This window comes from Methanococcoides sp., assembly GCF_030594565.1.
In the GTDB taxonomy this organism is placed as follows: domain Archaea; phylum Halobacteriota; class Methanosarcinia; order Methanosarcinales; family Methanosarcinaceae; genus Methanococcoides; species Methanococcoides seepicolus.
In genome coordinates this window covers 1-14,090 of the sequence record NZ_JAUVEY010000043.1, presented here as the reverse complement: position 1 = coordinate 14,090, position 14,090 = coordinate 1, and the positions used below count along the sequence as shown (strand labels likewise).

At 39.8% G+C, this 14,090-nt stretch carries 13 protein-coding genes and 1 pseudogene; 5 read left to right on the top strand and 9 right to left on the bottom strand.

Going from position 1 to position 14,090, the window contains the following annotated elements:
• The 4 genes from QAS77_RS05280 to QAS77_RS05265 form a co-directional block, all read right to left on the bottom strand.
• Positions 1 to 1,797 (bottom strand): DEAD/DEAH box helicase (locus QAS77_RS05280; RefSeq protein ID WP_305064381.1); only part of this gene is annotated, 1,797 nt, incomplete at its 3' end.
• A gap of 205 nt (positions 1,798 to 2,002) precedes the next feature.
• Complete coding sequence (locus tag QAS77_RS05275; protein WP_442920360.1) at positions 2,003 to 2,335, bottom strand: ABC transporter permease subunit; 333 nt, start codon at positions 2,333 to 2,335, stop codon at positions 2,003 to 2,005.
• A gap of 195 nt (positions 2,336 to 2,530) precedes the next feature.
• Positions 2,531 to 3,754 carry a SufB/SufD family protein gene (locus QAS77_RS05270; RefSeq protein WP_250868945.1) on the bottom strand — a complete coding sequence of 408 codons (1,224 nt, stop codon included), beginning with the start codon at positions 3,752 to 3,754 and terminating at the stop codon, positions 2,531 to 2,533.
• Positions 3,733 to 4,482 carry an ABC transporter ATP-binding protein gene (locus QAS77_RS05265; RefSeq protein ID WP_305064379.1) on the bottom strand — a complete coding sequence of 250 codons (750 nt, stop codon included), beginning with the start codon at positions 4,480 to 4,482 and terminating at the stop codon, positions 3,733 to 3,735. The genes QAS77_RS05270 and QAS77_RS05265 overlap by 22 nt, the downstream gene beginning before the upstream one ends.
• A gap of 417 nt (positions 4,483 to 4,899) precedes the next feature.
• Here QAS77_RS05265 and QAS77_RS05260 point away from each other — a divergent pair, with 417 nt between their 5' ends.
• A complete protein-coding gene (locus tag QAS77_RS05260) occupies positions 4,900 to 5,115 on the top strand; it encodes a hypothetical protein (protein ID WP_305064378.1) in 216 nt (71 codons plus the stop codon).
• A gap of 26 nt (positions 5,116 to 5,141) precedes the next feature.
• Here QAS77_RS05260 and QAS77_RS05255 read toward each other — a convergent pair whose 3' ends face one another.
• From QAS77_RS05255 to QAS77_RS05240, 4 genes are all read right to left on the bottom strand, one after another.
• On the bottom strand, positions 5,142 to 5,594 hold the full coding sequence (locus QAS77_RS05255; RefSeq protein ID WP_305064377.1) for a hypothetical protein: 453 nt from the start codon (positions 5,592 to 5,594) through the stop codon (positions 5,142 to 5,144).
• Positions 5,595 to 5,875: 281 nt separating this feature from the next.
• Complete coding sequence (locus QAS77_RS05250) at positions 5,876 to 6,247, bottom strand: desulfoferrodoxin family protein (RefSeq protein ID WP_305064376.1); 372 nt, start codon at positions 6,245 to 6,247, stop codon at positions 5,876 to 5,878.
• A gap of 132 nt (positions 6,248 to 6,379) precedes the next feature.
• Positions 6,380 to 6,715 (bottom strand): DUF1622 domain-containing protein, encoded by a 336-nt coding sequence (locus QAS77_RS05245; protein ID WP_305064375.1) that lies wholly within the window; start codon positions 6,713 to 6,715, stop codon positions 6,380 to 6,382.
• A 166-nt stretch (positions 6,716 to 6,881) separates the two neighbouring features.
• A complete protein-coding gene (locus QAS77_RS05240; protein ID WP_305064374.1) occupies positions 6,882 to 7,265 on the bottom strand; it encodes a DUF5830 family protein in 384 nt (127 codons plus the stop codon).
• Between the two features lie 655 nt (positions 7,266 to 7,920).
• Here QAS77_RS05240 and QAS77_RS05235 point away from each other — a divergent pair.
• The 4 genes and pseudogenes from QAS77_RS05235 to QAS77_RS05225 all read left to right on the top strand — a co-directional run bounded on the left by QAS77_RS05235 (position 7,921) and on the right by QAS77_RS05225 (position 13,084).
• Positions 7,921 to 9,438, top strand: coding sequence for a glycine betaine uptake BCCT transporter (locus tag QAS77_RS05235; protein ID WP_305064373.1), 1,518 nt, complete (start codon positions 7,921 to 7,923; stop codon positions 9,436 to 9,438).
• A gap of 422 nt (positions 9,439 to 9,860) precedes the next feature.
• Positions 9,861 to 10,388, top strand: coding sequence for a gamma carbonic anhydrase family protein (locus tag QAS77_RS05230; RefSeq protein WP_250869401.1), 528 nt, complete (start codon positions 9,861 to 9,863; stop codon positions 10,386 to 10,388).
• Positions 10,369 to 10,413: pseudogene (locus tag QAS77_RS11600) on the top strand (hypothetical protein); the annotation flags it as partial. The gene QAS77_RS05230 and the pseudogene QAS77_RS11600, both read left to right, overlap by 20 nt.
• A 292-nt stretch (positions 10,414 to 10,705) precedes the next feature.
• A complete protein-coding gene (locus tag QAS77_RS05225) occupies positions 10,706 to 13,084 on the top strand; it encodes a PAS domain S-box protein (protein ID WP_305064372.1) in 2,379 nt (792 codons plus the stop codon).
• Between the two features lie 222 nt (positions 13,085 to 13,306).
• Here the strand turns inward: QAS77_RS05225 and QAS77_RS05220 are convergent.
• A partial coding sequence (locus QAS77_RS05220; RefSeq protein WP_305064371.1) for a sensor histidine kinase occupies positions 13,307 to 14,090 on the bottom strand: 784 nt, incomplete at its 5' end.

Sequence of the window (14,090 nt, the reverse complement as noted above, 5' to 3'; positions counted from 1 at the left end):
TCCCGTCACCTGCTGGATGACCTCCACATAGCCGAAACCAACACTTACACCATCAAAAGTGGAAAGGGGCTTGCTATCTATAACATCACGAACAGCAATATCAGAGGTTACCTGAGCCCTTGTATAATACGCATCCCTCGCTTTCTCGACCTGAATTATACTCTTCTCATGGTCCAGTTTCGTCACACAATACGGAGTACCCTTATTGATGTAAATCGCACCCTTAAAGCCCTCACGATAAGCACGCAACCTGTCGATATCCTTCTCAAGGGGCTTGCGGGAACCTTTCTCAAAAATAGTATAACCATTGCTGTCAGTGCCTCTGATATGGACACGCATATGCGTCCCGCCATCCAGGGAACGCTTCTCAAAACCGCCTTCAAGTAAACCTTCTTCCTCAAGGGCAGCGACTATTCGTTTGAACTCCTCACCGAAATAACGCTCATCCTCATCCCTTAAAGGCAGCTCCTTTGCTGCACAGAGCAAATGGTCGGCCTGAATGTTCCTATTCGAGACATTGATAACAGCCCGCTCGCACTCCTTAACGAAGAAATCTCCCGGATTCCTCATATAATACTGATCAAGGGCATTAGAATCCGCGACCAGAACAACAATGCTCTCACTGCTGCCCCTACCCGCACGGCCTGCCTGCTGTCTCGCACTCATCAAAGTGCCCGGGAATCCATCGATAATACAGGCATCCAGACCACCGATGTCAATACCAAGTTCAAGGGCCGTGGTCGAGATCACGCCTGCTATCTCCCCTCTTGACAATCCCTTTTCGATGGCCTCACGCTCATCGCCATAATAGCCGCCTCTGTAAGAGCTTATGGTCCTTTGGACACCTCGGCCTTCAAGTTGGTTCCTTGCCTCCACGAACATCTTTTCGACCTTCTGTCTGGCCCTTGTAAAGACAATGGTCTGAAGATCGTTCTGGACGAAGGTAGTGAAGATATTGACAGTGTCACCAAAGCTCGCTTTCCGAACAGTGAAATTCTTTGATCGGGAATAAAGAGGTGGGTTCCAGAACATGAACTTTTGAGCACCTCTGCCGGAACCGTCATTATCTATCAAAGTAACATCCTTGCCTATCAAGGCCGAAGTATGTTCCATTGGATTTCCAATGGTCGCAGTACAGCAGATATACTGCGGACTTGAACCATAATGGTCACAAATGCGGTTAAGTCTCCTCAAGAGGTTGGCCATATTGATCCCTGTGACACCGCTATAAGTGTGGCTCTCATCAAGAACTATATATTTGAGGTTCGAGAGGAACTTCTTCCACTGCTGCTTCCACTGTAAAAAGCTCAAATGCACCATTTCAGGATTTGTAAAAAGGATACGCGGATTTCCATACTTCACTGCGGATTTCTCCTCAGGGGGCATTGTTCCGATGAACTTGTTAATATTGAGATCGATTCCCATGGAATCCCTGAACCTCTCAAAACTCTCAAGCTGGTCGTTCACAAGAGCGTTCAAAGGAGAAATATAAAGAGCAGTTGCATTAGGATCATCCATCAACGTCTCAAAGATAGGAAGCATGTAACACAACGATTTCCCGCTGGCAGTACTGGTGGAAAGCACTATATCCTTACCGTCCAGCACCTCTTTTACAGCATCAGCCTGATGAGTATAAAGTTCTTTGATCCCTTTCTCAGCAAGAGCATATCGTATCAAAGGTTTAAGTTCGACCGAACCGAATTCCGCATCCCGTGGCAAAATATTCTCTACGTGAACTATCTGACCTTCATAGCCACGTGAAGAACTGATGATCTTGATGATTCCTGATATATCCATTAATGAAAACCAACCGTAAAAACACGTGATTATACTTAAAATATCAGGACAGGGGTTCTGTAGAAATCCTCGATGTTCGAACACAAACCATTTTTTAAAAAAATATGATATGTTGCATAATGTTGGAATATAATCCCAATTCCAGCTTATATATTTGATTTTGGTATTTTTTTATGCAGAGCCAGTAGAAGATTATCTTGAAAGCTCATTTCCTGTAATGTGGTGTGAGCTTTCTTTCTATTCTGGTAAATATAATATCAAATGCTATCGCTATCAGAATCGCCGGAATAGCACCTGCGAGGATCTTCTCATTATTGAATGCAACAAGTCCTTGAAATATTAGCTCGCCAAGGCCACCACTTCCGATATACGCCGTGAGAATAGCAATACTATTGATGAGAATGAAAGCGAACTTAACACCCGCAAAAATAGCGGGATAAGCATTCGGCAACCGAACATAGCGAAGTATCTGCCACTCGTTCAACCCGATGCCATCCGCATAATCAAGCATTGACGGATCGACCGTTGAAAGCCCAATACAAAGTGAACTTTAGAATATTTATACATTTGGTTGCCAGCATTTTTTTCACTATGCATCAACCAAAAATGAATCAATTGCTTAGAAATTATAAAAATAGTTAAATTCGTTTTATCGGTAACTTCAAAGAATTAAAAAAAGAAAGAACGACTCGTGTAAGATCCAAGATCTAAATAAAAAGGAACAGGATGCTTATTAAACAGCATCCTTTCCGATCTGTGCAATAGTATCATCAATGTCTTTTGCCAGCTCTTCAGGAAGACCTGTAATACCAACATCGAGGAAACCACGTACGATCATTCCCACTGCATCTTCTTCTGAAAGACCGCGTGCCATCAGGTATTCGACCTGTTCTCTGGCGATCCTTCCAACAGCGGCTTCGTGAGTAAGTTCTACATCTGCCACATTTGCTTCAAGGACCGGAATGGCAAGCTGTGTACCTCCATCCTTAAGGACAAGACCATGACATTCAAGGTGACCCTTACAATGCGGTTCATTTGCCACCATTTCGCCTCTGGCAATGACCTTACCGCCTGTTGTGATGGTTCTTGAGATAAGTTCGGCCTTTGTGTTGGGTGCATTGAACAGAACCCTGCTGCCAAGGTCGAGCTCTGATCCAGGATGAGCAACAGCTATGGTATGGAATCTTGCAAATGCCCCTTCCCCATCAAGTATCGCAGTCGGATAGGATTGAATTGATCTTACAGGCTTTAAAAGGATGTAATTATTAACGAACGATGCTCCTTCTTCCAGATGGATAACTGTCCTTGGTCTGACACCAACATCATCCGCCCAGTTGTGTATCATAGTAAAGTTCAGAACACCGCCCTTCTTGACATATATTTCAGAGATACCAAGATGCATTGCTCTTTCAACACCTTTTTTGGTAGTACAACCTGTAATGACATCGAGCTTTGCATCCTCTTCCACGATAAGGATGTTATGAACGGTCTGTGCAACGTCCTTATGCCCCATCACAAGACATGTCTGTACAGGCATGGAGCTTTTTTGTCCGGCAGGTGCACGGATAAAATAACCGTTAGCATCTTCAAGATAGCTCTTTGCGGTGTACTTGTCAGCATCCACTGAAACAAGTTTCCAGGAATAATCCTTGAGCCAATCATGCTTTTCCATGGCTTCATGAAGTGACATCAACTCAATGTTGGGATCCTTAAGTGAAGAGTGGGAAACTGCGTTATCAAGCATCAGGAAACTGCCTGAGCGTTCCTTATCATCAGTCAACACACCAACGTTCAGAAGTGTTTGCTTGAAATCATCATCAAGGTCCTCAAGATCCTCTGTTTGCGGCACTTCCTTTGCAGCAACCTCGAATTCGTTAAGGTCGAAATCCTCTCCATACATTGCAGATTTTTCAATGGCCTTCTCAGCCTTTTCCTTTAGAGAGTTGCCTGTTTGCATTTTATACACTCCTGATATCCATGTGCTTTTATTTCCTTAAGCATTTCACGCGGGTTGCCCCTGCACATGACAACACCATTACAGAGTATGTATCCCACGTCCGGTTCAACGTAATCGAGAACCTGACCTGTATGTGTTATAATAAGTGCAGAATTTCCTCTCTTGTAATGGTCCACGGAACATTTCGATCTGCTTGAGAGCAACTCATCGATGGTCGTACCGATCTCTTCTATGCTCACAAGATCTACACCTGATTCCGGTTCATCGAGCAAGTAAAGGCATGGGTTCTGTGCGGAAAGCTGCAACAGTTCAGACCTTTTAATCTCACCACCGGAAAAACCGACATTCACATCCCGGTCCATGAAGCGTTCCATATCCAGCTTCTTAGAAGCAGCATCTGTATCGAAGCTATGGTCATTACTTATTACCTTGACCAGATCCTTAAGTTTGACACCGGTAAGGTTGGGTGGCCTCTGTGTCATGATCCCAAGACCACGCTCAGCCCTTTCATTCACTGAAAGATGGGTGATATCCTCTCCCTTGAACAATATCTGCCCACTCACAATATCATAACCACTAAATCCCATAAGCGTCATGAGAAGAGCAGATTTGCCAGCACCATTTGGACCAAAAAGGACAGTCGTGCTGCCCTGTTCCACTTTGAGATTGACCTTGTTAAGGATTTTCCTTCCGCCAATCTCTACTGTAAGATCTTTTATCTCGAGCATATTTCCTCCGATCGTTTTGAAGAGATCTCTTTTTTATATTGAAGTACAAGAATTCCAGACTTCGTAGACTGTTAACAGATAATAAATGTAGACCGTATTGCAAATCAGAATACATGTCTAATACTTACGTCTATCGATATTAATTACAGTTTAGACTTAAAACACATTCAACATAAAGGTTTTGAGTAATTGTTAACAGCGTAAAATTGCGTTCGATAAGATCTATGCATTATTTTTCAAGATCAAAAGCTATTAATTTTTTTAACTGATCATAATTTCAGGAAATATTGAACAATATAAAATCGAAATGTTTATAATGCATTAGGCAAATTTTATGGACTGTTGTATGGCATGTTGAAGTTATCAATTGGATAATATAGACATAAAATTGTCAATTTATTGATGGGGGTACCATACATGAAAGTAGAATATTCTATATTTGGAACTATAATATTATCTTACTTTGCTTTGGGCATATTCGCAGAAATTCACAACACTTTGGTAACCGGTACGCTCTTAACGAACTTTACACCATTTTCAATCGCAGAAAGAGTTCTTTTTCTCATTATAACCACTATATTTGGAGTCATGACCTTCAAATTCTTTGGAAATAACAGACTTGCTGATCAGTAATAAGATCATAAAGATACCTGCATATCTTATGTTCCAGCTGAAAGAGTAGAATGCCACCACACATATTCGAAACTGGCATTCTTAAGCTCCTTTTGTCCTCCAGGACCGTTGAACTCATCCCAATCAACATAAAGAGCATCATCAAATGCTATCTCGGTCTGGAAGATCTTCACCATGTTCTGATCTCCCATTCCATTCCGCCTTATTGCATTTCCAGTGAAAACGATCTTTTTACCAGCTAATTCCTCCGGATGTGTGACAATTACTGAAGTAGCTGTGAAAACAGAATCTACCATTGAAGCTTTTAGATCAGGATTAGTATAAAGCCACTTTTTTTCAAATCCGATGACAATAGAATCGATATCTTTATAGTAGCTCACTCCGGTTATGCGGACTTCAGAAGCATCAAGAGCCAGGGATATTTCATCAAACAGGATATTCTCGATCGTTTGGTTTTCCTGTTGTACGGAAATGTTCATTGGGTCGCTATCAAAAGGGAGATTACCATATATCAGAGCAGTTAAGCAAAGAATTAGAAATATTAGTAGAAAATGTCTGCGTATTTCTAATTGTAGCATTTTTTTCACTCCCCAGCGATATTATGTGGAAGTAATAAATAAAATAACTTATAAAAAAGGTTTTCGACTTTATCTAAAAAAAAGATGAAAAATCAAATAAAATAGATAAAAATGATCTTGTCTTTATCGAGAATAATCTCGAAAACTCAACAAAATCAATTTTGCTATCAAAGTGACATCGATCAGAGATCAGTTATATCCAGGCTACCTTCCCATACACCATGAACATTACAGTATTCAAGAGCACAGAATGACTTAAATTCCTCGATGTGTTCGATCTTGAAGCTAACGTCCGGTATAGTGTTACCTGGACTAAGGACCATCCGGCCAAGGTTTACTGACTCCCCTGTCTGTTTCACACCATAGAGTTCTATCCATGCGATGTGGTGTTCAATTGTGTTTGGATGCGCAACCTCTTTGCCCACGATAACCCGAACTAAGTCATTCCCATCTCCACCATGACCACTTAGGATCACGATAGTTGGAACATGCTTTTCGAGCATCACATTCTCAGCTTCCGTGTATTCCCCTTTTAAAATATTATTAAAACTCATGTTATCACCTTTTAACTATAATACCCATTTTTCATTAACAGCTTACGTATATGCTCTTGTTGGTAGGATCATGAGATCAAAGACGATTCTGAATGTCATTTCATGTCATTGTTTTGAAAACATTCTATTGATTTAATCCAAAGGGTACTCTTTTGCTTCTTTACCCAAAAAATATCCCAAAACAGTCCTGATACCTACGACTGCACCCAAAAGTATAAGTTCTTCAGTTGTGGGAGCTAACACCGTCTCAAGAATGTCAGCTGCTATGTAAAACTCGAGTCCGAATATTATTCTATTAGTTAAATCCCTTCGGATCTCATTATATTCATATATTTTCTTAAATATCTCAAGCATGATCAGCTTGTACGTTGATCTTAAGCCACCATACGTTATTAAGATCGTTCCCACTATCGTGAATAAACTGGCAATTGATCTTAAGATGATTTCTACGATCGTATATGTATCCACTTGATCCCCCACTTACTAATAATTAGAAATATGTCGTCATTTCTACTTAAAGTTTAATGAACTTCGAATCTGATCCAGCAATGACCATCCATTGTGCATATCAAAGCCTTCACAAAAAAAGATGAACATGGAATCCATTTGGACATACTTAAAAATGAATTGAAGATCATTCATCTTCAAATAGATGTTCAAGGTACAGCTTCCTGACACATGTAGAACCGTATGGACCAATTATTCCAGACTTTAGTTCGACATACCAGCATTCATTCATGGACCTGCCACAACATCGACATTTACTGCTTTCTTTTTTGAAAACGATTTTAGGTTTGTAGAATTCCAAGGCATGTGATTCAAGACAGAAATGATAAGTACCATCCCTCTTCTCAACTAGTCCTTCCGTTCTGGCAGCTTCCATTATATCATGCACTACATCATAGTTCTTGGTCACTGTTTTGGACAACAATGTTCTGATCTCAAGTGGAGATAGTTCAGTTGCACTTATTGTTGCAATATAGTCCAGTCCTTTCTGGACAGTCTTTGAATATTTCATTTCATCCCTTTATCAATTTGCCATATAGAATGGAGTGAATCTCGCTTTACCAGTATTAATTGCAGATAATGACCACATACCTTCGCCCATGAAGATATGTGTCTGGTATAAACATACACAAGGAACTTTTCATTATTAAATATTTACATGATTATTGAATTCTTGCGTTTGCATATGTTAATGGCATCAAAAAGAAAGAGACCTACAGTATACCGACCACATCAATCGATACTATCGACAACGTATATGGATTTCAATCCCACTATGGTCTGATTTTAACTAATAAATTCATCCATGTTTTAACATGTTTTTTTATAAAGATAATAGTGTTAGGATTAAATACGCATGGGCAAATACTGCAATAAAGCACGATAATCAACGTTCTGGTTTTTTGGCAAGTACAAAATAATTTTAGATTTGTTGGATTGTACATTCTAAAATCGACTTAGTAAAAATTTAGCGTACAAAAAATTAACGTTACCTATATCCCCGCACTTTTCTTAACAGGTTATCTTCTTCTGGAAGAATGAAGCTGTACATTAGGGTTCATTATAATACTTAAGTGGCATAAACTCATTATGTAAATTATCTGCTTAAAAAATTCATTGAAAATTAGACTGATAATATTTAGTTTTGCTAAAGGGGATATTGTACGATGACCAAAGAAAAATTGGCATGTGATCCACATAAGGAAGCGTGTAATTTCAATCCTGCAGTTTTTTATTCTTCCTTGGGATTGGCCATACTGTTTGTGATCTGGGGGGCAGCATTTCCTGGTTCCATGCGATCTGTTTCTAATCTTGCACTGAGATTTATAATCGATCAATTCGGTTGGTTATACCTGTTTGCAGTTTTTGGATTTTTGATTTTTGTAATAGCGATTGCTTTGAGCAAATATGGAAGCATTAAGTTAGGTAAAGACGATGATGTGCCAGAATATAGCACATTTTCGTGGATAGCCATGCTGTTTACTTCAGGTATGGCTATTGGTCTTGTTTTCTGGAGTATTGCAGAACCCATAACACACTTTACATCTCCCCCCTTCGGGTCTGCCGAAACCCCGGAGTCAGCCACGTTGGCTCTGCGTTATGTTTTCTTCCACTGGGGTTTGCATCCATGGGCTATCTACAGCCTTGTGGGCCTTTCTTTGGGTTATTTCCAGCACCGTAAAGGTCTTCCAATTCTTATCAGCTCCGTTTTCTATCCTATATTGGGAGATCGCATACATGGGCCAATAGGCCATGTTATCGATGTCCTGGCAGTATTTGCCACAATTTTCGGCCTGAGCACGTCTTTGGGTCTGGGTACCCTGCAGATCAGCAGTGGTCTGAATTTCTTATACAATACACCTGATTCTGATCTTGTTCACTTGTTGATCATTGGTGTAATGACAATCATCTTCACCGGAGCAGCTGTTTTAGGTATCGAAAAAGGGATCCAGTTCATTGCTGAAAGAATTTTTTATCTGGCTTTGATACTGATGGGATTCCTCCTTGTATTTGGACCTACGACATTCATATTTGACATGTTAACAAATACGACCGGGTCTTATCTACAAAACATCTTGTCCATGAGTTTGTGGACCGATCCTGTAATAAAAAGCGGTTGGCTTGGTAGCTGGACTCTGTTCTACTGGGCATGGTGGATATCATGGGGACCTTTCGTAGGCCAGTTCATTGCCAGAATTTCCAGAGGCAGAACCATTCGTGAATTTGTTATCGGGGTCCTTATAGTTCCGACTGCATTCAGTTTCCTGTGGTTGGCAATTTTCGGTTCGACTGCCCTTGAAATAGAATTGTTTGGTAATGGTGGCATTGCTGAGGCTGTTTCGCAAAACGTAGCATCTGCCTTATTTGTTACATTGGCCAACTATCCTCTGGCATCGATAACCTCAATTATTGCTATCGTCCTGGTTGCCGGGTTCTTTGTCACTTCAGCAGATGCAGGGACCTATGTTATAGCCATGCTCACTTCCAATGGCAGCTTAAAGCCAAAGGACAGTGTAAAAGCCATTTGGGGTATCATTTTGGGCTCGGTGGCAGCTGTTCTTCTGGTGACAGGTGGGCTAGTTGCGTTGCAGACCGCGGCCATTGTAGCGGCTTTCCCATTCATGTTCGTGATGATTGCAATGGTTTATTCCATTATCAAAGCTATAAGTTCAGAAAAGGTCTAAGCATTATAAGATTCAAGACGCTGGTGCTCCGGGAGAGGATTGAAAGGTTAGTGCCAGCACTTTATTCCTTTTTATTTTCAACTTGGTTCTTTTGCTTACCTTTTTCTTTTTGGTCTTGTAAAACTCTTTCAATTTCCATATTTTACACAAATAACATACAAAATTTGGTGTATATATTAACAAAAAAGTGTACTTGCCTAGATATATACCTCCTCCAGAGGTACATTGCATCCTATACAACTCCATGCAATGAACCTTTCGATCACCTTATCTCCCGTTCATTATAAAATATGCAAATATCGAAAATTGTTTCATAGATCGGAGTTCATATATTATTTGTAAGACGAACTTGTTGCAATCCATAGGACTAAATAGTTCGATATTCCACAGATAGAACAGAACGATCTGATCAGGTGAAACACATGCTATTAAAATTCAGAGACAAGGAACCTCTTATAGCTGAAACTGCTTTTATTGCAGATTCTGCAGATATAATAGGAAATGTAATTATAGGTGATGGATCAAGCATCTGGTTCAATGCGGTTATCCGAGGGGATCTGGACAGGATACATATAGGAAACCGTACAAGCATCCAGGACAATGCCATGATCCATACCGACCCTCCCTTCGGAGTCGAGATCGGAGATGACGTATCCGTAGGCCATGGAGCAGTATTGCATAGCTGCAAGATCGGGAACAATGTGCTCATTGGCATGAATTCCACAATTCTTTTCGGGGTTGAGATTGGAGAGAATTCCATCGTTGGCGCCAATGCACTTGTTCCCTCAGGAAAGAAAATCCCGCCTAACAGCGTTATCACAGGAGTTCCCGGAAAGGTCAGAAGGGAAGCCACACCGGAAGATGTTGCCATGATAAAGGAAAATGCAGCATTATATGTGGAATTGGCAGCGGAATATAAGATGCAGCAGAATAAAGAGAGCACGAAGTAAAGTAATAGATGTACTGCAGGCTTACATGAACATAACATCCCACAAACCTTCCATATACTACATAGGCGAAGAACTTGAAGGCTTTGGTATTCGTTGTTTTGTTCCTGAAACGCCTGTCAGACCAGTTTGATGAGTTGATGAAAATGCTTCTAATAAAAATAAATCGTTGTATTAATTTGTGTTAGAATGAAAATTCAGATAGACTCAATTAAACTAAGAACACTTATATTTATTTTAAGTAGCAAACTTGGTTTATCACATTTATATATAATATATAAAGATAATATGATATTGCCATACGTAAGGATGCCATCAATATGAAATCCAACTTAGAGAACATTGGACTGAAATGGATCCACAAAAATAGCCGTATATTTGCAATTTTATGGAAACCTGTAGGCAATTGGGCAGTGGAATTCGTTTCAGAGAATATCGATCAATATGGATATTCACAAGAAGATTTCTCATCTGGAAAAATGATGTATGGTGACATAATATATCCTGAAGACACTGATAAGATCAACTCTGCGTTATTAGAATGTGGGGAAAATAAAGATGAGCAGTTCCTTGATCTGGAATACAGAATAATAAGCAAGTCTGGTAAATTGCACTGGGTTGCAGAAAGATCACTTCTGATACGTGATAATAAAGGCAACATAATTAACATTCGGGGTCTTGTCCTTGACATTACTGAACATAAGAATGCCGAACTGGAACTTAGGATATCAGAGGAGAAATATGTCACACTTGTAGAAAAGGGAAATGATGGAATAATAATTGTACAGGATGATACTCTAAAATTTGTAAATTCTAAAATATGTGAACTTCTGGGATATGAAAGAGAAGAGTTACTGGGTGGACAGGTTTTGGATCATGTGCTTGTCGATTATAAGCGCATGATCTCAAAAAGGTACAACAAGACCTTAAATGACAAAATGAATGTCCGCCGTAATAGTGAAGCAGAGTTTTTAACAAAACAGGGTAACAGATTTCCTGCAGAGATCAGTTTTTCATATATTCACCATGAATTTAAGCCTGCAGTCGTCATGACCATTAGAGATATTTCCGAGAGAAAGCGTGCTGAAATAGAACTTAAGGACTCCGAAAAAAAATATTCCACACTTGTGGAAAAAGGAGATGACATGATCGTCATCGTTCAAAACGACAGTCTCGCTTTTTCAAATCCAAAATTTAGGTCTGTAACAGGCTATCAAAAAGATGAGGCAATTGGTAAGCATTTCTCGGAATTCTTTTCAAAAGGATATCGCAAGATGATAGGCGAACGTTTCAGGGGTGACATGGCTAAGAACTGGACTTCACCTCGTAAGTACGAAGTAGAACTAATTTCTAAGGACAACGAGAAGATAGCTGCTGAACTTAATTCATCCATCATCGAACACGAGGGTAAACCGGCATATATGGCAATAATAAGGGATATCCGGGAACAAAAGGAAAGGGAAAGGGAGCTTCTTGAATTACTGGAAATGCAGAAACTTTTGGTAAATGTAATTAACAATAGCCCTACGGTCATATTTATATGGCGACCTGAAAATGACTGGCCGGTGGAATTCGTTTCAGAGAATATATCCCAATTTGGCTATTCCGTAGAAGATTTTATTTCCGGGAATATATTGTATGGGGATCTAATACACCCTTCAGACATTGAAAATGTAAAAGCGGAAGTATTGCGATGCAATCTGGCGGGAATAGATTTCTCATACGAATACAGGATATTTACAAAATCAGGAGAAATTAGATGGGTCGATGAAAGATCTATCTACAAACGCGATGAAAGGGGGGATGTGGAATACATTCAGGGTATTATTGTCGATATTACCGATCGCAAGAATGTAAATGATTTCATTCATATTGAAGCCGAGGTCGGAGATTTCTTCAGCCCCACAGGAGATATGAAAAGCGTATTTGAACAATTTCTTGAGTTTACATTGCAGATAGATAAGATCGATTGTGGGGCATTGTATCTTGTGGATGATCTGACAGGGGAACTAAGCATAGTGGCACACCGCGGATTATCCGCCAATTTTGTAAAAAGCACACGGTATTACGATCCTAAATCAATTAATGGCAAATTGTTCACCACAGAATACCCAATATATAAGTTATACTCTGAGATAAATGCATTAAATAAAGATGAAGATCTAAGTTACGAAGATCTGAAAGCTATGGCAATAGTCCCGATCAAACATAACAAGAAGATCGTGGCTGTGCTGTTTCTGGCATCCCATAGTGAATCTGAGATCCCGTCAGATATTCGCAGTTCCATCGAAACTGTTTCTATGCAGGCAGGGTCAATTATTGGTAATATCAGGGATAGGCCACAAGTGGTAAAAAGCACCGATATTTCCCAATATCTGATCGATTCTTTGGAAGATCTTTTTTTTGTTATTGGTATGGATGGGTGCATACTCTACACTAATCAGTATTTCGACGATCTTATGGGCTATGTGAAAGATGAATTGATTGGCATGAGCCTCCTTAAGCTCTATCCACAAAATAAGGCACTTGAAGCAGCTTCAGTGCTTGCAGATATTATGGCTGGAAAAAAAGCTATCTCTAATATACCCATGGAATCATATGACGGAAACACTGTCCTGGCAGAAACCAAATTTACAAGGGCAAAATTAAATGAAAAAAGTGTATTGGTTGGACTTGGTCGTGAGCTTATCAATAGATGAAATTTAAGTACTTGTTAGAAAAAGACCATTCATCTCCTTGTCTTTTTTTGTTTTAAACCTATACATGGGAATTACTATTAGATTTATAGAAGATTTGTTGAATTTAGGGTAGGGGATTTCTACAGAGCCAAAATCACATAATTTTCTAAAATTTTTATATTAAACTCACTTTTAATCTTAAAACTAAGCCCAGAGCAGTTTAATACTAAAGAGCTGGATCTTTCACTTCGGCAATGTCACATGAACTGTTGTACCTTTACCTTCCTCACTCTCGATCCATATCTTTCCTTTATGCCCTTCAACAATGTTTTTGCAGATATACAGCCCCAACCCGGTTCCCCCGTACCTGCGCCTGATTGAAGCATCAACCTGATAAAACCTCTGGAACAGATTGGGCATCAACCCCTTTTTAATACCGATTCCAGTATCGCTTACTATAATATGTATGCTTTCATCTTCTTCAATTGCGGATAATGTTATCAAACCCCCAGAGGGTGTAAATTTGATCGCATTGTCTAAAAGACTGGTCAAGATGCTGGTCAATTTGCCTTTATCCCCATTTATCAGAGGCAAATCACCCGGTACATTTCTTTCGAGTGATAAATGCTCCTTCTTAATTTCCAAAAGCATATCGTGGATCACGTCATCAATAATTTCTTCAATCTGAACTTTCTCAAATGCATATTCAATAGCTCCGGCCTGCACTTTACTTATGAATAATAAGGAGTCCACCAAATGCCTGAGTCGTTCAGAATTACGTAAAACTGTATTCAGGGCCTTTTTTTGCTCATCATTGATCTCACCTAACGATTTATCATCTACAAGTCCACTGTAGCCGATTATAGAAACAAGAGGTGTTTTGAGTTCATGACTTACGTTTGATATGAACTCGTCCTTCATTTTATCAAGGGATTTAAGATCCTCGTTTGCTTTTTGCAGCATCTCTTCTGCCCGCTTGCGTTCGACGATATCTGTCATTAGCTCTTCGTTTTTATCAGACAGTTCA

Coding starts and splice junctions, on each gene's coding strand:
- QAS77_RS05250 (WP_305064376.1), bottom strand. CDS start 6,247: ATGAGTTTTAATAATATTTTAAAAGGGGAATACACGGAAGCTGAGAAT.
- QAS77_RS05235 (WP_305064373.1), top strand. CDS start 7,921: ATGACCAAAGAAAAATTGGCATGTGATCCACATAAGGAAGCGTGTAAT.
- QAS77_RS05270 (WP_250868945.1), bottom strand. CDS start 3,754: ATGCAAACAGGCAACTCTCTAAAGGAAAAGGCTGAGAAGGCCATTGAA.
- QAS77_RS05225 (WP_305064372.1), top strand. CDS start 10,706: ATGAAATCCAACTTAGAGAACATTGGACTGAAATGGATCCACAAAAAT.
- QAS77_RS05255 (WP_305064377.1), bottom strand. CDS start 5,594: ATGAACATTTCCGTACAACAGGAAAACCAAACGATCGAGAATATCCTG.
- QAS77_RS05240 (WP_305064374.1), bottom strand. CDS start 7,265: ATGAAATATTCAAAGACTGTCCAGAAAGGACTGGACTATATTGCAACA.
- QAS77_RS05230 (WP_250869401.1), top strand. CDS start 9,861: ATGCTATTAAAATTCAGAGACAAGGAACCTCTTATAGCTGAAACTGCT.
- QAS77_RS05260 (WP_305064378.1), top strand. CDS start 4,900: ATGAAAGTAGAATATTCTATATTTGGAACTATAATATTATCTTACTTT.
- QAS77_RS05265 (WP_305064379.1), bottom strand. CDS start 4,482: ATGCTCGAGATAAAAGATCTTACAGTAGAGATTGGCGGAAGGAAAATC.